Origin of the sequence: Thermocatellispora tengchongensis (genome assembly GCF_014202315.1) — a bacterium.
Classification (GTDB): Bacteria; Actinomycetota; Actinomycetes; order Streptosporangiales; family Streptosporangiaceae; genus Thermocatellispora; species Thermocatellispora tengchongensis.
In genome coordinates this window covers 1-21,430 of sequence record NZ_JACHGN010000009.1, presented here as the reverse complement: position 1 = coordinate 21,430, position 21,430 = coordinate 1, and the positions used below count along the sequence as shown (strand labels likewise).

Genomic DNA, 21,430 nt, shown 5'->3' with positions numbered 1-21,430 from the left:
ATTACGTAATGTGAGGCGCGTTTCACCATTGGCCGCGAAGGTGATGTTCGTCGCCCTCATCCTGCTCGGCAGCGTGGCCGCCGCCGGCGGCGTCGTGTTCGCCACCGTCGATCCGGGCGACCTCACCTCACCGGAGCGCGTGTGCCCGCCCACGGGCACCCCGAACGCCCGCTGAACCGGTCCGTCCGCGCCGCTCCCGACCGGAACCGGCGCGGACGGACCGGCGTGCTTGCACCGATCCCTCAGCCGACCCGCTCGACCCATGGCTCGCGACCGATCGCCCAACCGATCGTTCAGGCGATGGCTCGGCCGATCGCTCGACCGATCGCTCGACCAGGCTCGACCGATGGCTCAGCCGATGGTGAACTCCATCGAGTCGCTGTTGTTGCCCGGGTACCGGTCCCCCACCGCGGCGGAGTACACCAGCGCCCGCGCCGAGATCGGCCCGCGCTTGCCGTTGCGTCCGGGCTCCGGCCTGTCATAGTCCAGCCGTACATGCACCGACTTGTGCGGGGGCAGCACGGGCAGCCGGCACACCAGGCCGTCCCCGTCCGGGCGGCACCGGGCTCCGCGCGTGCCGCTCCCGTCCGATTCCGGCCGCAGCCGTACGTACAGGCGCGCGTCCTTCACCGGCACGTCGCCGTCGTTCCGCACCACCGCCAGCATCCGGGCCACCTTGAACTCCCGGCCGAACCCCAGCCGCAGACTCAGATCGGCCCCTTCGGCCACCGGGGTCCGCACGAACGCGGTCGTCCCGTCCTCGGCCTCGGCCCCGTCCACGGGCACGTCCCGAGCCTCGTCCTCAAGCTCGGCCTCAGCATCGGCTTCGGGTTCGGGCTCAGGCATGGGCACAGGGTCCGAGTCGGCCTTGATCACGCCCAGGCCCTCCGCCCGGCTGCGATCTTCGGCGCGGTTCCCACGCCCAGCCGCCTCCTCGGTCCGTGCCCCACGGCCCGCCTCAGGCTCGGGCTCGCGCTCGACCATGCCCACGGCCCGGGAGCGGTCCTCGGCCCGGGACCCGCGCGCGGCCTCCGTACCACGGTGGGCCGCACCCTCGGCCCGCCTGCCACGCTCTCCTCTGGCGCCACGCCCGGCCGCGTCTTCGGCCCGGGCCCCGCGCCCGGCCTCGGGCTCCGGGTCGCGCTCGATCGTGCCCACGCCCTCGATCCGGGAGCGGTCATCGGCCCGGGGCCCGACCTCGGCCGTACGCCTGACCGCATCCTGGGCCCGCGCCCCACGCTCGGCCCCACCCGCCCCTTCGGCCCGGGGCCCACGCTCGGCCCTCACCGCACGCCCGGCCGCGTCCTCGGCCCCGGAGCCGCGCCCGGTCCCGGGCCTGTGCCCGGTCGCGCCTTGCGGCCGGGGCCGGTCCTCCTCGGCCCCCGAGGCGTCGGCGGTGTCCGTGGTCTCCGTGGATTCCGCGACCTTGCTGGTCTTGTCGCCCTTCCCAGTCTTGTCGCTCTTTCCGGGCTTGCCGGTCGTGTCCTTGGTGCCCGGTGCGGGCGACTCCAGGGTGGCGACCGCGAGCAGCGTGCCGCTCGCCCGGGTGGAGACGGTGCCCACGATGTTCACCCCGCCGCCGTACCCGGCGGGCACGTCGAATCCGGACGCGCACACCACCTCGTTGGCGCCGTGCTTCCCCCTGGCGGGGCGGCACTCGCTGACGTCGGTGCCCTTGATCGTGACCTCGTCCGGCAGCCGCACCCGCAGCACCGGTGTGACCGCGTCGCCAGGGCCGGTGTTGCGGACGTAGACCCGGTACGTCAGCGGGCGGCCCGGCTGGGCGATCTTGGGATGGGCGGTGATGCTCACCGACAACGCCGGCCGTCCGTCCGCCAGGGCCGGCGTTGTCGCGCCGCCCGGCACGATCGCGGCGGCGGCGCAGACGCCTCCCGCCAGCGCCCCCGCGGCCAGGCGGCCCTTCACACATGTTCCCCGAAACATAGTCGATCATTGAAGGCGGCCCGGGAGCCCCGGACTCCCCGACACGCCGCCGCCATATGACCCTTTTGCCGTGTCGTGCCGGGCCGGAAGACGCGACCGCCCCCGCCCGGCGGCCGGGCGGGGGCGGGAGCGTACGGGTCAGATGAGGCCGAGCTGCCGTACGGCGTCGCGCTCCTCGCCCAGCTCCGCCACCGAGGCGTCGATGCGCGAGCGCGAGAAGTCGTCGATCTCCAGGCCCTGGACGATCTCCCACTTGCCGCCCCGGGAGACGACCGGGAAGGAGGAGATCAGGCCCTCGGGCACCCCGTAGGAGCCGTCGGACGGGATCGCGGCCGAGGTCCAGTCGCCCTCGGGCGTGCCGTTCACCCAGTCGTAGACGTGGTCGATCGCGGCGTTGGCGGCCGAGGCGGCGCTGGAGGCCCCGCGCGCCTCGATGATGGCCGCGCCCCGCTTGGCCACGGTCGGAATGAACGTCTCGCGCAGCCAGGTCTCGTCCACCAGCTCGGCGGCGATCTTGCCGCCGACCTCGGCGTGGAACAGGTCGGGGTACTGCGTGGCGGAGTGGTTGCCCCAGATCGTCATCTTCTTGATGTCGGTGACCGAGACCTGGAGCTTCTGCGCGAGCTGCGACAGCGCGCGGTTGTGGTCCAGGCGGGTCATCGCGGTGAAGCGCTCGGCCGGCACGTCGGGCGCCGCCGACTGGGCGATCAGCGCGTTGGTGTTGGCCGGGTTGCCCACCACGAGCACCCGTACGTCGTCGGCCGCGTGGTCGTTGATCGCCTTGCCCTGGGGGCCGAAGATGCCGCCGTTGGCCTCAAGCAGGTCGCCGCGCTCCATGCCCGCCTTGCGCGGCAGCGCGCCCACCAGCAGCGCGATGTTGGTCCCGTCGAACGCCGTGGTCAGGTCGTCGGTGATCTCGATGCCCCGCAGGAGCGGGAAGGCGCAGTCGTCGAGCTCCATCGCCGTGCCCTCCGCCGCTTTCACCGCCTGCGGGATCTCCAGCAGGCTCAGCTTGACCGGCACGTCGGCGCCCAGAAGCTGGCCCGACGCGATGCGGAACAGCAGCGCGTAGCCGATCTGTCCGGCGGCGCCGGTGACGGTTACCTTGACGGGAGTCTCGGGCATTGCCTTCCCCCAACTCGCGGGTGTTCGGATGATTTCGTGTCGGTCGGATGCTACCTTCACGTCCTTCCGCGCACGTCACCGCCTACCCGGCTGCTTGGCAAGAACCCTCACGAACCGCACGGTTCCATTGCCGGAAGGTTCTCCTCCCAGTCGAACTCGACGTTGCCGAAGTGCCTGCGCAGCAGCGTGGAGACGGTGCCGTCGCGGTACAGGCCGGCGATGGCCGCGCGCACGGCCTCGCAGCCGCGCTGGTCGCCCTTCTTCAGCGCCACCGCGTAACGCTCGTCGGTCAGCTTCGCGCCGATCACCTTGAACCGGATGGTCTCGCGGTTGGCGAAGCCGGCCAGCACGATGTCGTCGCCCGGCACCGCGTCCACCGTGCCGTCGATGAGCATGTTCATGCAGTCGGTGTAGGTCTGGGCCGGGACCAGCGTCACCTGCTGCACCGCGCGCTGCACGATCCCCACCGAGACGCTGGAGGCGGGCTGGCACAGCTTGCGGCCCTCCAGTCCGGAGACGGTCGTGATCGGCGAGCCGTCCTTGACCAGCAGGTCGACGTGGGCGAGGTAGTAGGGCCCGGCGAAGGACACGTCGTCGGCGGTGTTGATGGAGTAGGTCGAGATCACCATGTCGAGCTGGCCGGTGGCCAGCAGCGCGGGCCGCTCCCGCCGGCTCGTCGCCCGGAAGGTGATCTTGTCCTCCGGCACGCCCAGCGACTTGCCGATCGCCTTGGCCAGATCCACCTCGAACCCGGACCAGGTGCCCGAACCGCTCATCAGCGACACGTCAGGCAGGAAGTCGCGCATGCCGATGGTGAGCCTGCCGGTCTTGGCCGCCTTGTCCACCACCGAGGCGTACGTGGCGTCCGGATCGACCGGCGGGTCGTCCACGCTCGCCTGGTTCGTGCCGCCGCTCGTACGGGCCTGCCCGAGGAACGCGGGCCGCCAGCCCGAGGCGTACGCGACGCCCGCTCCCCCGGCCGCGACCAGCACCAGGACGAGCAGGACGATCCACGCGCGCTTCCCCGGACCCCGGCCGGACCCGCTCGCCACCGTACTGGCCTGCCCGGGGCCCTGCGACGGCACCTGCCAGCTCGGCGGCGGCACGTCGAGCGGCTGCTGAGACGGCGGCTGAGGCTGCTGCGGGGGCAGGTCGATCCGCTGGGAGTGCAGATCGGTCGGCGCCGGCTGCGGCCACCCGTGCTGCGGGTATCCGGTGTGGTGCTGCGGCGGCTGCTGGTGGCTCACCGACTGGTGGGTGGGCAGGTGCCCGATCGACTGCTGCTCGGTGGTGCGTCCCGCGCCCGGCAGCCGCTGGGCCAGCCGGGTGACGTCGCTGTCGCCCACCACCGGGTTGGCCACCTGCACGCCCTGCGTCAGCACGGCGGCGTCGGCGCCGGCGTTCTCGGGATGGCCGAGCAGCCGCAGCAGGATCTGGTCGGCGGACGGCCGCGAGGTCGCCTGCTTCGACAGCGACGCGCGTACGACGCTGCGCAGCGGCTCCGGCAGCATGCCGAGATCGACCTCGTGGTTCAGGATGCGGTTGAGCACCACCGCGATGGAGCTGCCGTCGAACACCGTGATCCCGGTGGCCGCGAACGCGATCGTCGCGCCCCAGGCGAACACGTCGGTGTGGGGCCCCACGTCGTCGCCGGCGATCTGCTCCGGCGCCATGTAGGCCGGGGTGCCGATCGCGCGGCTGGTGATCGTACCGGTCGAGTCGAGGATGCGCGCGATCCCGAAGTCGACCACGCGCGGCCCGTCGGCGGCGATCAGCACGTTGTCGGGCTTGAAGTCACGGTGCACGATCGAGGCGTGATGGATCGCCGTCAGCGCGGTCGCGGTGCCGATGGCGAGCCGGTCGAGCGCCGACCCGCGCAGCGGCCCGTCGCTGTCCACGATCTCGCGCAGCGAACGTCCCTCGATGAACTCGCTCGCGATGTACGGCGTGTCGCCCTCGAGATCGGCCTCGACCACCCGGGCCGTGCAGAAGGAGGCCACACGCTGAGCGGCGCGCAGCTCGCGGGCGAACCGGGACCGCGCGGTCGCGTCACCGGTGAACTTCACGTGCAGCAGCTTGATCGCCGCACGCTCGCCCGCGTCGTTGATCCCGAGATAGACGACGCCCTGGCCCCCCTCACCGATGCGCCCGGTCAGGCGAAAGGACCCCAGCCTGCTGGGGTCGCCCGCCACGAGCGGCGCGATCTGCGGCATCGGCTTCCGTCCCCACCAAGGTTAGGTAAAACATGGACCAGCAAAACTTTACGGCCCCATCGCCCCCGTAGACGTCGCCTTGGCAGGCGTTACGCCGACGTAACCCGGGGACGCCGCATCCCGTGCACGTGCTCCCGCCCGGAACGCGCCTCCCTCCACCCGGTACGCCGCCCACCCAGCGTCCCACAATCCGTGACCGCCCACACCCGGAACGCAAGGGAAAAGACCTTGCCGGGAGGCTACTACCCGGCCACGTCAGCCGATCGCGCGAAGCGCGCCGCCGGGCCGACGGCGCAGGCGCTCCATGGCCTGCTCCGTCGCCTCGTCGGCGGGCAGGAGGACGACCAGTTCCTGCGCGTCGGTGCGCGGCAGCTCCAGCCGTTCCCGCTGCCACCGCAGCTCGTACCCCATGGGGTGGTTGAGCCGGAGCGGGACCTGTGGCGGGGGCAGGTGGCGGTCGAGCCGCCGGGTGAACTCCTGCCCGGCGAGGGGGGCGAGCTGGGACTTGAACCACTCGGAGGACTCCACGGACGGTCCGAGCCACAGGTCGAAGGCCTGCTCGTCGGCCACCTGATCCCAGTCGGCGAAGAACGTCCGGGCCCGCGGATCGGTGAACACGTAGCGCGTCAGGTTCGGCTCCTGGGTCTCCAGCAGGCCGCTCCCGCGCATCATCAGCTCGAACCCGCTGGTGTGCGCGAGCACGTCGCCCAGGCGGTTGGTGACGAACGCGACCGCGGGCTCAAGCAGCCGGAGGGTCGCCAGCACGGTGGGGCGGACATGACGGCTGGGGGGCGCCGCCCGCCGGACCCCCGGGCAGGCCCCTCCGGTGATCTTGGCGAGGTAACGCAGGTGCTCGCGTTCGGCGGCGTCCAGGCTCAGGGCGTCGGCGAGCGCGTTGACCACGGCCGGGGACGGGTTGCGGTCCCGTCCCTGCTCGATACGGGTCAGATACTCCACGCTGATCCCGGCGCGCGTGGCCAGGTCCGAGCGCCGCAGCCCCGGGGAGCGCCGACGGCCGCGGACGGGGAGCCCGAACGACTCGGGCTGGATGCTGTCGCGCTTGGCGCGGACGAAGTCGCCCAGTGGGGTGCCCATGGCCGGAGTCTATTGGCGGTGCCGCCGCGTCCGAATGCCGCAGCATGGCCCTGCGGGGGCCAGCCTATGCCCGGTCTGGTTGCCGCTGCGCCGGCAGTGGACGGTAGGGCCCATGAACGAGAAGCACACCTTGGTCATCATCGTCGGGAGCATCCGCGAAGGCCGGTTCGGACCCGTCGTCGCCTCCTGGGTCGCCGAGCAGGCGCGCGAACACGGCGGGTTCGACGTCGAGGTCGTCGATCTCGCCGACTTCGAGATCCCCCTGTCGTTGCCGGCGGAGTCGCCGAAGTACGCCGGCGACTCCTACCCGCGCCCCGAAGCGATGGCGCCCCTGACGTCCCGCCTGGAGGAGGCGGACGCCTTCATCCTGGTCACGCCCGAGTACAACCACAGCTACCCCGCCTCCTTGAAGGCCGCCATCGACTGGCACTTCACCCAGTGGACGGCCAAGCCCGTGGCCTTCGTCAGCTACGGCGGCGCGGCCGGAGGCCGTCACGCCGTCCTCCACCTGGAGAACGTCCTCACCGAACTGCACGCGGTCACCATCCGCGACGGTCTGGCGTTCCCGAACTACTTCACCGCATGGCAGGACGGCCGGCCACTGGACCCCGGGGCGCCCGGATACGCCAAGACCCTGCTGGACCAGCTCGCCTGGTGGGCCGCCGCCCTGAGCACGGCCCGCGACGCGACCCCGTACCCGGCCTGACAGGAGTCCTCCGCGGAGTGGCTGCCGACGCTTCTCCCGGCGGCGAAGTGCAAGGTCCTGGCCAAGGGGGCGCTTCCCGCCATCCAGGCCAGGGCAGCACTCCCCAGGGGGGCTGACGCCCCCCTTCGACCCCCCCCCGGCGGGGGCTCCGCCCCCGCACCCCCGCTGGCGCCCACCCGACCCCGCTCACCCACTGGTGCACAGTGCCCACGCATGCGCCATACGCCCCGGTCAGGCCCGAGATTCCCGCTCCGCTCCCTCAGGCCAGATCACCACCACGGGCACCCCACGACCACGCGCATCCGCCACAGCGTCGGCCGTCCCGCCCCGGCCGTAGTCCTCCCGGCCGTCCCACACCGCCACGAGTTCGTCCACGGTCCTCAGCACGGCCTCGTTGGCCGCGACATACGCATCCTGGCTCGCATGATCGAAGTCCATCACCCGCACCGCAGCGGCGCGGGCCACAAGCGCGTCGAACACCTCGGCATGGTCGGGCTTGACCTTCGCCTCCCGGTAGTCACGCGACGGCAGCACCACTTCCAGGGAGCCGCCCACAGACAGCACGGCCTCGGCGAACACCGAGTCGGCGCCACGCCCGATACACGACACTCCGACCAGGCCGTCAGACTGCGCCCTCTGCTTCAGGTGCTGCCGGATCGCCTCGCCCACCATCCGCGCTGTCTCCACGGTGATGTCCATGTGGCCCGTGACGCCGATACGCATCGCTTCCCCTCCCCGCATGGCCGACAGGTGCCTAGCCTGCCGCGTGCAACCGCGCCCGCAGGTCCACCACGCCAGGAGCGTCACACCCTGCCAAGACCCGAGCGAGATCCGCAAGCTGGGCACGCACCCGATCGGAGGTGACCCTGCCTGCGCTTTCCACTGCCATCATGCCGACGTGCGCCGCGGCATCGAGGTCACCGCGGATGGCGTAGGCGTGAGCGAGCCCTGCGTGATCGAGCGCAAGGCTCCGCCCGGCCGAGTGGGCACGGAGCCGGATCGCCCGCCCGATGTAGGTAACGGCGTCGTTGGCGAAACGCGGATTTCGCCGAGCGAGGTCGAGGTACCGGCCACCGGTCACCCCAGCCAGTTCGGCCTCATCGAACGAGGTGCTGGTGTCGTCGCTACCGGCTTGGGCGTACGTATCTTCCGCTATGCCTATGGCCCGGCGGAACGCCTCCACGCGGCCAAGAGCAACGTACGCCCACGCCTCCCGCGTTCGCAGCATCGCCCGCAGGCGCGGGGTGCCGGTCGCGCGGGTTCCGTCGAGAGCGAGCCGCACCAGTTCCAGCGCGTCGCCGGCCTGTCCGAGGTAGAGCAGTTGCCGGGCCATGGAAGCGAGGATGCCAGCGCCGAACGCCTTGTCGCCCGTGGGGCGGGCGGCCTGGAGGCCGAGGACGTAGTACCTCTGGGCCGCACCTTGCATCCCGCTGTCCCACGACATGTTGGCGGCAATCTTCGCCAGCCGCGCCATGACGCCGTAAAGCCGCAGGGCGATCGGGCGGGGGTGACCGTCCCGGAGCAGGTCGGCTACCTCGTTCAGTTGTCCGATCACCGCCTTGCGGACGAGACCACCGCCGTAGGCGTGCTCCCAGTTGCGGAACACATCAACGGTCGCTTCGAGCCGCGCGACTTCGGCCATGCCAAGGCGCCCGGATAGCGGGTCGGGCAAGTCGTCTACGGCGCGAGCGAGCCACTGCTGCTTCATTACCTGCGGGACCATATGCGAGCGGCCGAGCGCGCGCACCTGGCCCAGATCGGTGTCGCACGGTGACCGTAACCACCTGGGAGCACCCGGGCACCCCGGTCGCTGCCCGAGAGGCGCGTGGGTTTGTCGCCAAGGCCATGGCTGCGCACCCGAATGTAGAGGACATGGTGCTTGTGGTCTCTGAATTGGTCACCAATGCCACACAGCACTCGCGATCGGGCGTCGCTCCAGACGGCCGGGTCAAGGTCGTGCTTACCGAGGTCGGGACGCATGTCCGTCTCACAGTGATCGATAACGGCACACCCAGCGGTGGCGGACTACGCGCTCGGGTCCCCAAACCGCAGGACGAGTGCGGGCGGGGCCTGATCCTCGTCGAGGCATTGACCGACAGGTGGGGCGAGGAGTGGCCCGGATCGTCGCGAATTGTGTGGGCCGAGTGGGGCCCGATCATCCTCGGCTTCACATCCACCGGATAGGCCGTGGCAGGCTGCCCGCCAGATCGCCACACCCGAGCGCCCTGTTCATGTGGCCCTGTTCTCGCTCAGCGCGCTCCCCCGCTGCGCGCCCCCGAGGGGAAAAGGGCCGCGATCGGCCTCGGCGGGTGCGGCAGAGCACCCGCCGGGACCTGTTCGAGGAGTTCTGCGGATGGAGGCCACAGATGATCAGCGCCCCGCACGCACCCCATGTGGGTTACCGCTTGGACGGGCGCTTGCTTACCTTGGCGCCTTGACGGCCGCCTTGGTTTCGTCGTCCCAGGCGGCCGGTAATTGTGGAGGTGTGGGCGCTAGCCGGGGGTGCGGGGGCGGAGCCCCCGCTGGGGGGTCGAAGGGGGGCGGCAGCCCTCCTGGGGAGCACTGTCCTGGCCCGAATGGCGCGAAGCGCCCCTTTGACAGGGCCTTGCCCTTCGCCGCCGGAAGCGCCGGCCTGGCCCCCTTCTACGACGAAGGGCCGCCCGGGGGCGGCCCTTGCCGGTGTGGCCCTTGTCAGGCGGCCATCTTCTTCTTCAGGTTCTCGTCCAGTGCGGCCAGGAAGTCCTGGGTGGTCAGCCACTGGGCGTCGCCGCCGACGAGCAGGGCCAGGTCCTTGGTCATCTGGCCGCCCTCGACGGTCTCGATGCAGACCTCCTCCAGCTTGTCGGCGAAGTCGATCACCGCGGGGGTGTTGTCGAGCTTGCCGCGGTGCTGCAGGCCGCGGGTCCAGGCGAAGATCGAGGCGATCGGGTTGGTGGAGGTCGGCTTGCCCTGCTGGTGCTGGCGGTAGTGCCGGGTGACCGTGCCGTGCGCGGCCTCGGCCTCGACGGTCTTGCCGTCGGGCGTCATCAGCACGGAGGTCATCAGGCCGAGGGAGCCGAAGCCCTGCGCCACGGTGTCGGACTGGACGTCGCCGTCGTAGTTCTTGCACGCCCAGACGTAGCCGCCCTCCCACTTCAGCGCCGCGGCGACCATGTCATCGATCAGGCGGTGCTCGTAGGTGAGGCCCGCGGCCTCGAAGTCGGCCTTGAACTCGGTCTCGTACACCTCGGCGAAGATGTCCTTGAACCGGCCGTCGTACGCCTTGAGGATCGTGTTCTTGGTGGAGAGGTAGACCGGGTAGTTGCGGGACAGGCCGTACCTCATCGACGCGCGGGCGAAGTCGCGGATCGACTGGTCCAGGTTGTACATCGCCAGCGCGACGCCGGGGCCGGGGAAGTCGTAGACGTCCAGCTCGATCGGCTCGGAGCCGTCCTTCGGGGTGAAGGTGAGCGTCAGCGTGCCCTCGCCCGGGACCTTCAGGTCGGTGGCGCGGTACTGGTCGCCGAACGCGTGACGGCCGACGACGATCGGCTTGGTCCAGCCGGGGACGAGCCGGGGGATGTTCGACATGATGATCGGCTCGCGGAAGATCACGCCGCCGAGGATGTTGCGGATGGTCCCGTTCGGGGACTTCCACATCTTCTTCAGGCCGAACTCCTCGACCCGCGCCTCGTCGGGGGTGATCGTCGCGCACTTGACGCCGACGCCGTACTGCTTGATGGCGTTGGCGGCGTCGATGGTCACCTGGTCGTCGGTGGCGTCGCGGTGCTCGATGCCGAGGTCGTAGTACTTCAGGTCGATGTCGAGGTAGGGCAGGATCAGCTGGTCCTTGATGAACTGCCAGATGATCCGGGTCATCTCGTCGCCGTCAAGCTCGACGACGGGACCCTCTACCTTGATCTTGGGCATGCGTGTGGTTCCCCTTCTGAACTAACACTGGCCAGACAGTCCCTCTTGAGGCTCACTGGCCGTTGAGGCTATCGGACGGGCTGCCGCGCCTCGCCGCCCGCCCGGTCATCCGATGATCCAGTCCCGTGGGACGAGGAGGATCAGGCCGCCGAGCATCAGCAGGGCGCCGAGCAGGCCGAGAGTGACGGCATCGGTCGTCTTGCCGCGGGTGGCGAGCAGGCCGGCGCGCGGCTCGGGTAACAGCAGCCGCAGCGCCGCGCCGAGCAGGAGGAACGCGCCGCCGACGGGAACCCCCACCACCGGCGGAACGCCGAGCAGCACCAGCGCAGGGCCGAGCACCGCACCCACCAGGACGGTGAGGTACGGTCCCCAGCCCGCGCTCTGTCGCTCGCTCAACTTCCGCCGAATCGACGAATCTGCCTACATGACCGACCGTACGCACTTCCGGCGCGTCACCGCGCGTCGATCGGCTCCCACTTCTGGTCGCGCTCACCGATGTACTCGCTGTCGGGCCGGATGAGCCGGTTGTCGGCGTGCTGCTCGATCACGTGGGCGGTCCACCCCGACATGCGGCTCACCGAGAAGACCGGCGTGAACAGGTCGGTCGGAATCCCAAGGTAGTGGTAGACCGTGGCGGCGTAGAAGTCGACGTTGGGGTAGAGGCCCTTCTCCTCGAAGACGACCTCCTCCATCTCCTTCGACATCCGGTAGTAGGTGTCGTCGCCGCTGGCCTCGGCCAGTTCCCGGGACATCTTGCGCAGGTGCGTCGCGCGCGGGTCCTCGGTCTTGTAGACGCGGTGCCCGAAGCCCATGATCTTCTCGCCGGCCGCGAGCTTGGCGCGTACGGTGGCGGCGACCTGGCCGGGGGCGATGCTCTGCAGCGTACGCATGACCTGCTCGTTGGCGCCGCCGTGCAGGGGGCCCTTGAGCGTGCCGATCGCGGCCACGATCGCGGAGTGCATGTCCGACAGCGTCGCGGCGCAGACCCGCGCGGCGAAGGTGGACGCGTTCATGGTGTGGTCGGCGTGCAGCACCAGGCAGGTGTCGAAGACCTCGACGGCGTGGGCGTCGGGGGTGCGTCCGGTGATCTGCAGCAGGAAGTTGGCCGCGATGCTCAGCTCGGGGTCGGCCTCCGGCGCGGGGGTGCCGGTGCGGGCGGCGTGATAGCGCGCCACCAGGATCGGTTGCTGCGCGGTGAGCCGCGCCGCCTTGCGCAGGTTCGCCTCGGGCGAGTTGGAGTCCTTGTCCGGGTCGTCGGCCGCGGCGAGGGACACCAGGGTGCGCAGCGCCTCCATCGGGGCCTGCTTCTCGGCGATCTCGGGGATGTTCGCTTCGACGAGCGCGCCGAGAGTACGGCCCTGCACCAGCTCCGCACCGTACGCGGCCAGTTGCTCCCGCGTCGGGAGTGTGCCGTACTGGAGCAGGTGGGCCGTCTCTTCGAACGTCGTGCGGCCGGCCAGATCGTGGATGTCGTAGCCACGATAGAAGAGGCGACCGGCCTTGCCGTCGATGTCACTCAGCGCTGTGGACGCGGCTACGACATCGGCGAGGCCTTTGGTGGGCTTGTCCGCCATGTGTGTTTCCTCCGCTTATCTTCGCCCGAAGTCTACCCGTGAGCAGGTAAAACCTTCGCCGGAGGTCCAGACCAATTTCGCGTTGGATTCTCCTTACGGCAAAGGCGATTCCCCATCCCCTCGTTTGGGTAAGCCGGAGCTATAGCAGAAGATACGGCGGGCTACCTGGGGAGGAACTGCCGTGGAGGGGCCGTTCATACGCATCGAGGACACTGGCGAGGTTGTCCCGTTGCGGCCCGAGATCACCACGGTCGGGCGTGGCCGTGGGGTGGACATCCGGCTGACGGACCCGAGCGTGTCCCGTCTGCACGCCGAGTTCGTCCGGCGCGGACCTTACCTGTACGTCGTGGATCTGGGCCTGTCCCGCAACGGCACACGGGTGAACGGCAGGCCGATCGCCCGGAGGGTCCTGGACGACGGCGACGTGGTGTCCTTCGGAGCCGCACGCTGCCGCATCGGCGGCGTGCCCCGCGAGGACTTCACCCCGGAGGTCGAGCTCCGCCGCGCCGCGGCCCCGGAGCTGACCAGACGCGAGGTGGACGTGCTCACGTCGCTGTGCCGCCCGGCCCTGTCGGACGAGGCCTTCGTCGCCCCCGCCACCGCGCGGGAGATCGCCGACGACCTCGTCGTCACCGAGGCCGCGGTCAAGCAGCACCTGCTGCGCCTGTACCAGAAATTCCGCATCCCCGAGGGCACCAACAGGCGCACCCGCCTGGCCAACGAGGTCGTCGCCCTCGGCCTGGTCCGCCCCACCCCGGTGGTCCCCCCGCAACGCTCCACGGGCACCCCGCCCGAGGGCCAATCCCAACCGGCGGCAGGCCGCAGAGCCTCATAGCCCGTTGGGAACGTTCTAAAACCCCACCCGCCCGCACCTGCCGGGCCGCGGCCATGGCGAAGGGGGCCGCGCCCCGGCACCGCGGGCGCACAGGGCGGCGGGACGAGCGACACGGAGACAACCGGCACGGGCATGGCCACGCCCGCATGCGCGCATTCGCGGGCACGGCGGGCGCCACGCCGACACGGAGCGGGCGTCGCCACGCCCACATGGGCGGGGTACGCGGACGGGCGCAGGCGTCGCCACGCCCGCATGAGCTGGGTTGGCGGGACGGGCGCAGGCGTCGCCACGCCCGCATGGGCCCGGGTACGCGGACGGGCGCAGGCGTCGTCACATCCGCTTGGCTACGCGGACGGGACGGGCTCAGGCTGCGGCGTGTTCGGCGGCCTCGACCACGTTGGTGAGGAGCATGGCACGGGTCATGGGGCCGACGCCGCCGGGGTTGGGGGTGAGGAAGGCGGCGACCTCGGCGACCTCCGGGGCGACGTCGCCGGCGATCTTGCCGTCCACGCGGGAGACGCCCACGTCGAGGACGGCCGCCCCGGGCTTGACCATGTCGGGGGTGACGAGGTGGGGTACGCCCGCCGCCGCCACGACGATGTCGGCACGGCGCACGTGGGCGGCGAGGTCCTGGGTGCCGGTGTGGCAAAGGGTCACGGTGGCGTTCTCGCTGCGGCGGGTCAGCAGCAGGCCGAGCGAGCGGCCGACCGTGATACCGCGGCCGATCACGACCACGTCGGCGCCCTTGAGCGGCACGCCGTACTCCTGCAGCAGCACCACGATGCCGCGCGGGGTGCAGGGCAGCGGCGCGTCCACCATGTGCACCAGCCTGCCCAGGTTGACCGGGTGGAGGCCGTCGGCGTCCTTGGCCGGGTCGATGCGCTCCAGCAGGGCCATCGCGTCGAGGTGGCCGGGCAGCGGAAGCTGCACGATGTAGCCCGTGCAGGCCGGGTCGGCGTTGAGCTCGTCGATGGCCGCCTCGACCTCGGCCTGGGTGGCGGAGGCCGGCAGGTCCTTGCGGATGGAGGAGATGCCGACCTCGGCGCAGTCGCGGTGCTTGCCCGCGACGTAGATCTGGCTGCCCGGGTCGTCGCCCACGAGCACGGTGCCGAGCCCGGGCGTCACGCCGCGCGCCCGGAGCGCCGCCACTCGTCCCGTGAGATCGGCCTTGATCTTCGCCGCCGTGGCCTTGCCATCCAGTTTCTGCGCGCTCATGTCAGCCAATCCTATGGGCCCGCCCGGCACCACACTGCTTGGCCCGCCCCGCGCGCGAGCACGGGCTCGGCCCGCGCGAATGCCCGCCCAGGGCCACGCCGCCTGGCCTGCTCGGGCCGTCCCACCCAGGACCGGCTACTGGCCGCTCTCGCGTGCCGCCGCCTCGCGCCGCTCGATGATCCTCCTGGTGTAGGGGATCTTCTCCACGGCGACCTTGCCGAGGTAGGCGCCGAAGACGGCCAGCGCGATGATGACGAAGGGGCTGTCGGCGAAGCCGGTCACGAGCATGAAGCTCTGCAGGATGGGGTCGTACAGGGCCATAGGGGAACTCCGGGGCTCAATGGGGGAACCAGGCCGAGACTCGGCCCCCAAAGGTTAACCGGCCGGCCCTCATGACCACGCCACAATCGGACATTTATCTTTTAGTGGATCAATCCTCCACGAAGACCGACGTGCCGAGGTTCATGTTCACCGGCTCCGGGATCGACAGGATCTCTCCCGGGGCCACGGACACGACCGCCTCTTGACGCGATACGGCAGACCGGCCGCATGGGCGTCCCGCCGGGCACGCAGCCCGTCGTTGTACACCACCCGGGCGCACCCGAACGCACGGGCCAGCGCGATCTGCTGGCCGGGGGTCGGGTAGAGGCGGAAGTTGTACCGGAGCCACACGCTCCGACCCTACCCCAGAGGACACTACAGTGGTGTCATGATTCGGATTACACTCAGACTCCCCGACGAGGTGCACGCCCGGCTGATCGCCCGCGCCGCAACGGACCGCCGGTCCCTCAACTCCCAGATCGTGCACCTGCTGGAGTGCGCGCTCGACGCCGCCGAGACACACGACGAATCGCCTTGACGGCGATTCGCCTTTCCCTGCCCCCGCCAGGCGGGCAAGTCCGCTTCACCTCCGGCCTGAAGGCCGGAGCACTGCGGACGACGCTCGGTAGCAGACGTTGATCGAGCCGACGAAGACCTGCAGACCGCGCTCCCGAGCCCAGGGCCACAGCCCGGCCAGCGCCGTCATGCCACGCGCCTGAGGGAGTCCACCTGAGGGGCTCATGACGATTCTCCCGTCGATGGCCCCGATGGACCAGCCGGGGATGCGTGGCAGCCACTGGTACAGCTCCTCGGCCGTCCTGAGCTTGGGGAAGCCCCCGACTTGGAGTGGCTGGATGTGGTCTGGAGGCTGATCCGCCGGGGCTGGATCGGGTTCGGGCTGCGCAGGCGGCACTTCGGGCTCGATGGCACGATCGACGTCGAAATGCTCCTGCTTGTCCTGCTTGCGCGAGCGCTTCCTCGGGACCGTCGGGGTCGCCATAGGCCGATCATTCCCTTCGCTCCTTGGGGGGAGGGCCAATCAAGGATGACACGGAACGTACTCCTTGCGTCACCCTACGCACACAGCTTGGGGAAAATTCTTTCGAATACGCGGAACGGCCCCCGCACCTCGTGCGGGGGCCGTCCGATGGCGGTGGCGTCAGTGGAAGAAGTGGCGGGTGCCGGTGAAGTACAGGGTGATGCCGGCGCGTTCGGCGGCCTCGATGACCTCGGCGTCGCGGATTGAGCCGCCCGGCTCGACCACCGCGCGTACGCCGGCGTCGATCAGGACCTGAAGGCCGTCGGCGAAGGGGAAGTAGGCGTCGGAGGCGGCCACGGAGCCGGAGGCGCGCTCGCCCGCCCGGGTCACGGCCAGCTTGGCGGAGTCGACCCGGTTGACCTGGCCCATGCCGACGCCCACGGTGGCGCCGTCGGCGGCCAGCAGGATGGCGTTGGACTTGACCGAGCGGCACGCCCTCCAGGCGAAGGCCAGGTCGGCGAGGACCTCGGGCGAGGCGGCGGCGCCGGCCTTGAGCTCCCAGGTCTCGGGGGCGTCGCCGGGGGCGTCCACGCGGTCGGCGGTCTGCACGAGCAGGCCGCCGTCGATGCGGCGGGACTCGGTCGGGTTGGCCGGGCCGGTGGGGCAGGTCAGCAGGCGGATGTTCTTCTTCTGGGTCAGGGTGGCCAGGGCCTCGTCGGTGAAGCCGGTCGCCACGACGACCTCGGTGAAGATCTCCGCGATCTGGGACGCCAGCTCGCCGGTGACCTCGCCGTTGACCGCGATCACCCCGCCGTACGCCGACACCGGGTCGCAGGCGTGGGCCTTGCGGTGGGCCTCGGCCACGTCGGCGCCGACGGCGATGCCGCACGGGTTGGCGTGCTTGATGATCGCCACGCACGGCTCGGTGAAGTCCCAGGCGGCGCGCCAGGCGGCGTCGGCGTCCATGTAGTTGTTGTAGGACATCTCCTTGCCGTGCAGTTGCTCGGCGTTGGCCAGGCCGCCCCCCTGCCCGGTGTAGAGCGCGGCGTCCTGGTGCGGGTTCTCGCCGTAACGCAGCACCGCCTTGCGCTCCCAGGTGGCGCCCATGAAGGCCGGCCAGCGGGAGTCCTCGCCCTCGGTCTCGGGCGCGTACGCGGAGGCGAACCAGGAGGCCACCGCCACGTCGTACGCTGCCGTGTGGGCGTACGCGGCGCCCGCCATGCGGCGGCGCTGCTCCAGGGTGAAGCCGCCCTCGGCCACGGCGGCGAGCACGTCGCCGTACGAGGACGGATCGACCACCACCGCGACCGTGTTGTGGTTCTTGGCCGCGCCGCGGATCATGGCCGGCCCGCCGATGTCGATCTGCTCGACGCACTCGGCCGGGGACGCCCCGGAGGCGACGGTCTCGCTGAACGGGTACAGATTCACCACGACCAGCTCGAACGGCTCGATCTCCAGCTCTTCGAGCTGCTTGACGTGCGCGGGGTTGCCGCTGTCGGCCAGCAGGCCCGCGTGCACCCTCGGGTGCAGGGTCTTGACGCGGCCGTCGAGGCACTCGGGGAAGCCGGTCAGCGACTCGACCGGCGTGACCGGCACGCCGTACGACGCGATCCGCGCCGCCGTGCCGCCGGTGGACACGATCTCCACGCCCGCGGCGTCGAGCCCTCGGGCCAGCTCCTCCAGCCCCGTCTTGTCGTACACCGCGATCAACGCGCGCCTCACGGCGATGCGGGTCACTTCCTGGTCCTCCTGCTGTCTCTCATCCGCACCCGGGCTCACCGGCCCAGGCGTACATGACGGCCGGTCACCGTCCAGCCCTCACGTGCCATGCGCCCGACCGTCTCCACCAGCAGGACGCGCTCGACCGTCTTGATCCGCTCGTGCAGCGTTTGCTCGTCGTCGCCCTCGTGCACCCGTACGGGCTCCTGGGCGATGATCGGCCCGGTGTCCACGCCGGCGTCGGCGAACATGACCGTGCAGCCCGTCACCCGCACACCGTACGCCAGCGCGTCGCGCACGCCGTGCGCGCCCGGGAAGGCCGGCAGCAGCGCCGGGTGGGTGTTGACGACGGGGAAGGCGTCCAGGGTGGGCGCGCCGAGGATCTTCATGAACCCGGCGCACACCACGATCGACGGCTCGTACGCCGCGATCCGCGCCGCGATGGCCTCGTCCCAGCTCGCGCGGTCGGGATGGTCGGACAGACGTTCGACGAAGGTCGGCACGCCGGCACGCTCGGCGCGTGCCAAGCCCTCGATGCCGTGACGGTCGGCGCCGACGGCGACGACCTCGGCACCGTACGACTTGTCGGCCGCGGCATCCAGAAGGGCCTGTAGGTTGGTTCCAGAACCGGAGACGAGAACCACAAGCCGGGCGGCCTGGTCGGACACGGATCACTCCAGTCGGCGGTGACGATCGGGTGGCGCGGGATCACGGTTACGCGCGCCGCAGCCAGGGTATCCGCCCAGCCGCCCCGAACGGGCGAGGGGCGGTGTTGCGGCCGTGGCGAGGACAGCGGCGGCAGGCCGCGAAGAGGAGGCCAGGTGACGACACCCGCGCAGATTCCGACCGGTCAGCGTTCCCCCGAGGCCGCGGGTCGGCGGGCCGTATGGCTGGCCCTGGCGGCGCTGGTGATGACGTTCATGCTGCCGATCGCGGGCCTGGTGCTGGCGGTGCTGGGGCTGACCGCCGGCATCCGGGCCCAGAGCGAGTCGCGCAAGGCGGGCCGGACGGCCGGCGCGGCGGTCACGGCCATCGTGATCTCCGCGGTCTCCTCGCTGATCGCGCTGGGCTACACGGCGCTGCAGCTCTACTTCGCCCCGGAGATCACGGCGTACGGCGAGTGCAAGATCGGCGCGGGCACGGTCGCGGCCGAGAACGACTGCGTCGAGCGGCTGGAACGCGCGATGGAGAAGAAGATGCCCTTCCTCCGGCCCGGCGAGCTGCAGTTCCCGTTCGCGCCATAGCGGCCGACGCGCCACCCTGCGGCGGGCGCCGGCCGGTCGCGGGCGCAGCCGGTCGGTCACGGTCCCGGGCACAGCCGGTCGCAGGCGGTCCGTCCCCCAGGCACGGCCGGTCTCGGGCGCAGGCGGTCCGTCGCCCGGGGCGCGGCCGGTCGTGGGCGCAGGCGTAGGGGTCAGTCGCGGTCCCAGGCGTAGGGGTCAACGTAGATCACGTGTCCGCCGCGGTCGTCGCTCTCGTCCACGATGTCGCGGCGCGGCTCGCGCGGCGGCTCCGCCGGGGCGGTACGGCGTGCGGGCGCGGCGCGCTTGCGCGGCTCGCGGGGCTCGCTCAGCGCCTCGGCGGCGGAGGCGTGCTCGTCCACCCAGTCGTCGCGGACGACCGGGATGGGCTGGGTGTCGGCCTCGGTGGCGTCCAGCCAGTGTCCGGGCAGGCGGCTGGTCTCGGCGGGCTCGGCGAAGCCGACCTTGCTGGCCACCTTGGCCAGGGCGGCGCCCGCCTTGCGCACGGGGGCGGCGGCCAGGCCCAGCCGGGCCAGGGCCGGGGCGTGGCCGCGTACGGCGCGGAAGACCAGCCACCAGTTCGACACGCCGGCCGCCGTGCCCGCGGCCACCCCGACCTCCAGCGAGACCGAGAGCACGACCTCCCACGGCGACGGCCCCACCGCCGACAGGCGGGCGGCGCCGATCGGGCCGCCCGACAGCGCGGCGAGCAGGCCCGCGACCGCGCCGGTGGCCAGGCCGCAGGCGAACCCCCACAGCGGCGCCACCTCGTAGTTCGGCGAGGGCGCGATCCGCACCACGATCAGCCCGGCCACCGCGCCCGCCGCGAACGGCACCGCCAGCACGGTCATCACCCACGGCGAGGCCGGGCCGGGGTCGGGCAGCGCGCCGAGCACCGGGAAGCTGGGCACGTTGCCGAGCTGTACGCCGGTCGGGGCGACGAGGGTGCCGGTGCCCACGGCGAAGCCGGGCCCGGCGATGTAGGCCATGCCCCACACGACGCCGTTGAGCAGGTAGAGCCCCTGGAGGAGCAGCAGCAGGGCGCCGCCGACGACGCCCGGCGAGAGCGCGTCGGTCAGGTCGCGCACGTCGTCGAAGTTCAGCGCGATCGAGGCGAGCACCAGGACGAGCCCGCCCGCCAGCATGATCGCCAGCGCGGCGGCGGTGCCGACCGTCACGGCCCGCGCCCGCTCGGGCAGCAGGCGCAGCATGGCGCGCCACGGGCCGATCGTGCGCGCGGTGGCCAGCGACCCGGCGGCGAAGGCGAGCAGGAGGTGGCTGACCAGGACCTCGCCCAGGAAGGGCTGGGTGACGTCGTTGCGCGCGATCAGCGCGATCAGCCCGGCCAGCAGGGCGTACGGGGCGGCGAGCGAGATGCCCGCCTGGGCGATGAGCACGAGCTGCGCCCGGCGGCGGGCCGCGGCGAGGTCTCTGGGGCTGCCCTTGGGCAGCCGGGCCGGCATGCGCACCCGCAGGTCGGCGTCGCGGGCCATCCACAGCCCGGCCCGGTACAGCAGCAGCGCGGGCAGCACCATCAACCCGAGCGGGAGCAGGCCCACCCGGCCGCCGGGGATCGCGAACCCGGCGTGGTGCGCGGCCAGCCAGAGCTGCGCCGCGGCCCGGAACACCCCGGGCAGCCCGGGGCCGAGCGCGCCGCGCGGCGCGGCGATCCAGCCGATCAGGGTGAGCGTGGTGAGCACCGCGAGGCCCACTCCCAGCGTCCACGCCGCCGCGATCATCCCGGACACGGGCAGCGGCCTGCGTGTCTCGTCGTCGTCGCCGGTGACGCCGGGCAGGGAGAATCTGCTGAGGACGCTTCGGGGGGCCGCCCGTAGCTGATCGAGTAGGGCCGTCACAGTAGTCGATGTTCTCAGCAAGCCCGCGCCACAGGCCGATCCCGGCCCGCGTGTCGCGCGCTTCGATCCCAATTCGTCCCCCGGCGTGGGCGCGCCGTCCGAGTGGAGGCGGCTCCAGGGCCGTCCGGGCGGTACGCGGCCCGCTTCGGGAGCGGTGCGGCCGGGGATCGGCGGCGCTGCGGTGGCCGGGGCGCCGCTCTCCCAGGGCGCCACCTGGCGGGAGGCTGCGGTGGCCGGCAGGCCACGGCGGCGGGAGGCTGCGCGGCCTGGCTGCGGTGGCCGGATGTTGCGGTGGCCGGATGTTGCGGTGGCCGGGGCGGGCGCGGCCGGTCAGGTGCGCGCGCCCTCCAGGGCCGTCCGTCGGGAGCGGGGCCGCCTTGCCGATGCGTTCCGCACGCGGCAAGGCACCTGCCGGCGCTCCCGTCCGGGGTGCGTGTGGGCGTCCCCGGTGCCGGGAGGAATCAGCCCTTGCGGGACTGCATGACCTCGCGCATGAGGCGGGCGGTCTCGCTCGGGGTCTTGCCGACCCGCACCCCGACCTTCTCCAACGCCTCCTTCTTCGCCTGCGCCGTACCCGCCGACCCGGACACGATCGCCCCCGCGTGCCCCATCGTCTTACCCTCAGGCGCGGTGAACCCCGCCACATACGCCACCACCGGCTTGCTCACCGACTTCTCGATGAACGCCGCCGCACGCTC

At 71.7% G+C, this 21,430-nt stretch carries 22 protein-coding genes and 1 pseudogene; 6 read left to right on the top strand and 17 right to left on the bottom strand.

The genetic code is table 11. From position 1 onward, the window contains the following. The first annotated feature begins 28 nt into the window (after positions 1-28). The gene (locus HNP84_RS51185; protein WP_221336554.1) at positions 29-175 is read left to right on the top strand and encodes a hypothetical protein; all 147 of its coding nucleotides are present in this window, start codon (positions 29-31) and stop codon (positions 173-175) included. 176 nt (positions 176-351) lie between these two features. Here HNP84_RS51185 and HNP84_RS55115 read toward each other — a convergent pair whose 3' ends face one another. The 4 genes from HNP84_RS55115 to HNP84_RS21450 form a co-directional block, all read right to left on the bottom strand. Next, positions 352-1,926, bottom strand: coding sequence for a hypothetical protein (locus HNP84_RS55115; RefSeq protein ID WP_185051582.1), 1,575 nt, complete (start codon positions 1,924-1,926; stop codon positions 352-354). A gap of 156 nt (positions 1,927-2,082) precedes the next feature. Next, positions 2,083-3,069, bottom strand: coding sequence for a malate dehydrogenase (locus tag HNP84_RS21460; RefSeq protein WP_185051581.1), 987 nt, complete (start codon positions 3,067-3,069; stop codon positions 2,083-2,085). Between the two features lie 107 nt (positions 3,070-3,176). Then, the gene (locus HNP84_RS21455; protein WP_185051580.1) at positions 3,177-5,282 is read right to left on the bottom strand and encodes a bifunctional serine/threonine-protein kinase/glutamate ABC transporter substrate-binding protein; all 2,106 of its coding nucleotides are present in this window, start codon (positions 5,280-5,282) and stop codon (positions 3,177-3,179) included. Between the two features lie 255 nt (positions 5,283-5,537). Beyond that, a complete protein-coding gene (locus HNP84_RS21450; protein WP_185051579.1) occupies positions 5,538-6,377 on the bottom strand; it encodes a helix-turn-helix domain-containing protein in 840 nt (279 codons plus the stop codon). Positions 6,378-6,489: 112 nt separating this feature from the next. On the opposite strand from HNP84_RS21450, the gene HNP84_RS21445 reads away from it, so the two are divergent. After that, positions 6,490-7,083: an NADPH-dependent FMN reductase gene (locus HNP84_RS21445; RefSeq protein ID WP_185051578.1), complete on the top strand. Its 594-nt coding sequence runs from the start codon at positions 6,490-6,492 to the stop codon at positions 7,081-7,083. A gap of 231 nt (positions 7,084-7,314) precedes the next feature. Here the strand turns inward: HNP84_RS21445 and HNP84_RS21440 are convergent, their stop codons facing one another. After that, positions 7,315-7,806, bottom strand: a complete 492-nt coding sequence (locus HNP84_RS21440; protein ID WP_185051577.1) for a hypothetical protein — start codon at positions 7,804-7,806, stop codon at positions 7,315-7,317. Between the two features lie 31 nt (positions 7,807-7,837). After that, complete coding sequence (locus tag HNP84_RS21435; protein WP_486401717.1) at positions 7,838-8,830, bottom strand: NsdA family TPR-like regulatory protein; 993 nt, start codon at positions 8,828-8,830, stop codon at positions 7,838-7,840. Positions 8,831-8,853: 23 nt separating this feature from the next. On the opposite strand from HNP84_RS21435, the gene HNP84_RS56730 reads away from it, so the two are divergent. Further along, positions 8,854-9,267 carry an ATP-binding protein gene (locus HNP84_RS56730; protein ID WP_185051575.1) on the top strand — a complete coding sequence of 138 codons (414 nt, stop codon included), beginning with the start codon at positions 8,854-8,856 and terminating at the stop codon, positions 9,265-9,267. Between the two features lie 507 nt (positions 9,268-9,774). Here HNP84_RS56730 and HNP84_RS21425 read toward each other — a convergent pair. The 3 genes from HNP84_RS21425 to HNP84_RS21415 form a co-directional block, all read right to left on the bottom strand. Further along, positions 9,775-10,992, bottom strand: a complete 1,218-nt coding sequence (locus HNP84_RS21425) for an NADP-dependent isocitrate dehydrogenase (RefSeq protein WP_185051574.1) — start codon at positions 10,990-10,992, stop codon at positions 9,775-9,777. Between the two features lie 105 nt (positions 10,993-11,097). After that, on the bottom strand, positions 11,098-11,388 hold the full coding sequence (locus tag HNP84_RS21420) for a DUF3017 domain-containing protein (RefSeq protein ID WP_221336553.1): 291 nt from the start codon (positions 11,386-11,388) through the stop codon (positions 11,098-11,100). Between the two features lie 56 nt (positions 11,389-11,444). Further along, the gene (locus tag HNP84_RS21415) at positions 11,445-12,566 is read right to left on the bottom strand and encodes a citrate/2-methylcitrate synthase (protein ID WP_185051573.1); all 1,122 of its coding nucleotides are present in this window, start codon (positions 12,564-12,566) and stop codon (positions 11,445-11,447) included. Positions 12,567-12,747: 181 nt separating this feature from the next. Here HNP84_RS21415 and HNP84_RS21410 point away from each other — a divergent pair, with 181 nt between their 5' ends. Continuing rightward, positions 12,748-13,401, top strand: coding sequence for an FHA domain-containing protein (locus tag HNP84_RS21410; RefSeq protein WP_185051572.1), 654 nt, complete (start codon positions 12,748-12,750; stop codon positions 13,399-13,401). A gap of 363 nt (positions 13,402-13,764) precedes the next feature. Here HNP84_RS21410 and HNP84_RS21405 read toward each other — a convergent pair whose 3' ends face one another. The 3 genes from HNP84_RS21405 to HNP84_RS21395 all read right to left on the bottom strand — a co-directional run bounded on the left by HNP84_RS21405 (position 13,765) and on the right by HNP84_RS21395 (position 15,288). Beyond that, on the bottom strand, positions 13,765-14,616 hold the full coding sequence (locus HNP84_RS21405; RefSeq protein ID WP_185051571.1) for a bifunctional methylenetetrahydrofolate dehydrogenase/methenyltetrahydrofolate cyclohydrolase: 852 nt from the start codon (positions 14,614-14,616) through the stop codon (positions 13,765-13,767). Between the two features lie 135 nt (positions 14,617-14,751). Then, complete coding sequence (locus HNP84_RS21400; protein ID WP_185051570.1) at positions 14,752-14,937, bottom strand: hypothetical protein; 186 nt, start codon at positions 14,935-14,937, stop codon at positions 14,752-14,754. Between the two features lie 147 nt (positions 14,938-15,084). Continuing rightward, positions 15,085-15,288, bottom strand: a complete 204-nt coding sequence (locus HNP84_RS21395) for a helix-turn-helix domain-containing protein (protein WP_376771932.1) — start codon at positions 15,286-15,288, stop codon at positions 15,085-15,087. Here HNP84_RS21395 and HNP84_RS21390 point away from each other — a divergent pair. Then, on the top strand, positions 15,272-15,475 hold the full coding sequence (locus HNP84_RS21390) for a FitA-like ribbon-helix-helix domain-containing protein (RefSeq protein WP_281396214.1): 204 nt from the start codon (positions 15,272-15,274) through the stop codon (positions 15,473-15,475). The genes HNP84_RS21395 and HNP84_RS21390 overlap by 17 nt on opposite strands. 45 nt (positions 15,476-15,520) lie before the next feature. Here the strand turns inward: HNP84_RS21390 and HNP84_RS21385 are convergent, their stop codons facing one another. From HNP84_RS21385 to purN, 3 genes are all read right to left on the bottom strand, one after another. Beyond that, the gene (locus HNP84_RS21385; protein ID WP_185051568.1) at positions 15,521-15,937 is read right to left on the bottom strand and encodes a hypothetical protein; all 417 of its coding nucleotides are present in this window, start codon (positions 15,935-15,937) and stop codon (positions 15,521-15,523) included. 159 nt (positions 15,938-16,096) lie between these two features. Next, positions 16,097-17,653, bottom strand: a complete 1,557-nt coding sequence (gene purH / locus HNP84_RS21380; protein WP_185051567.1) for a bifunctional phosphoribosylaminoimidazolecarboxamide formyltransferase/IMP cyclohydrolase — start codon at positions 17,651-17,653, stop codon at positions 16,097-16,099. A gap of 38 nt (positions 17,654-17,691) precedes the next feature. Beyond that, on the bottom strand, positions 17,692-18,303 hold the full coding sequence (gene purN, locus HNP84_RS21375; RefSeq protein WP_185051566.1) for a phosphoribosylglycinamide formyltransferase: 612 nt from the start codon (positions 18,301-18,303) through the stop codon (positions 17,692-17,694). A gap of 153 nt (positions 18,304-18,456) precedes the next feature. On the opposite strand from purN, the gene HNP84_RS21370 reads away from it, so the two are divergent. Continuing rightward, positions 18,457-18,879 (top strand): hypothetical protein, encoded by a 423-nt coding sequence (locus HNP84_RS21370; RefSeq protein ID WP_312925391.1) that lies wholly within the window; start codon positions 18,457-18,459, stop codon positions 18,877-18,879. 170 nt (positions 18,880-19,049) lie between these two features. On the opposite strand, the gene HNP84_RS21365 is transcribed toward HNP84_RS21370, so the two are convergent. Further along, on the bottom strand, positions 19,050-20,732 hold the full coding sequence (locus HNP84_RS21365) for a cell division protein PerM (RefSeq protein ID WP_185051565.1): 1,683 nt from the start codon (positions 20,730-20,732) through the stop codon (positions 19,050-19,052). 461 nt (positions 20,733-21,193) lie between these two features. Further along, positions 21,194-21,430 (bottom strand): annotated as a pseudogene (locus HNP84_RS21360) (succinate--CoA ligase subunit alpha); the annotation flags it as partial.

Bases quoted from the DNA above. Each gene is read 5' to 3' on its own strand.
- HNP84_RS21460 (WP_185051581.1), bottom strand. From the start codon at position 3,069: ATGCCCGAGACTCCCGTCAAGGTAACCGTCACCGGCGCCGCCGGACAG.
- HNP84_RS21455 (WP_185051580.1), bottom strand. From the start codon at position 5,282: ATGCCGCAGATCGCGCCGCTCGTGGCGGGCGACCCCAGCAGGCTGGGG.
- HNP84_RS21450 (WP_185051579.1), bottom strand. From the start codon at position 6,377: ATGGGCACCCCACTGGGCGACTTCGTCCGCGCCAAGCGCGACAGCATC.
- HNP84_RS21445 (WP_185051578.1), top strand. From the start codon at position 6,490: ATGAACGAGAAGCACACCTTGGTCATCATCGTCGGGAGCATCCGCGAA.
- HNP84_RS21440 (WP_185051577.1), bottom strand. From the start codon at position 7,806: ATGCGTATCGGCGTCACGGGCCACATGGACATCACCGTGGAGACAGCG.
- HNP84_RS21425 (WP_185051574.1), bottom strand. From the start codon at position 10,992: ATGCCCAAGATCAAGGTAGAGGGTCCCGTCGTCGAGCTTGACGGCGAC.
- HNP84_RS21415 (WP_185051573.1), bottom strand. From the start codon at position 12,566: ATGGCGGACAAGCCCACCAAAGGCCTCGCCGATGTCGTAGCCGCGTCC.
- HNP84_RS21405 (WP_185051571.1), bottom strand. From the start codon at position 14,616: ATGAGCGCGCAGAAACTGGATGGCAAGGCCACGGCGGCGAAGATCAAG.
- HNP84_RS21400 (WP_185051570.1), bottom strand. From the start codon at position 14,937: ATGGCCCTGTACGACCCCATCCTGCAGAGCTTCATGCTCGTGACCGGC.
- HNP84_RS21385 (WP_185051568.1), bottom strand. From the start codon at position 15,937: ATGGCGACCCCGACGGTCCCGAGGAAGCGCTCGCGCAAGCAGGACAAG.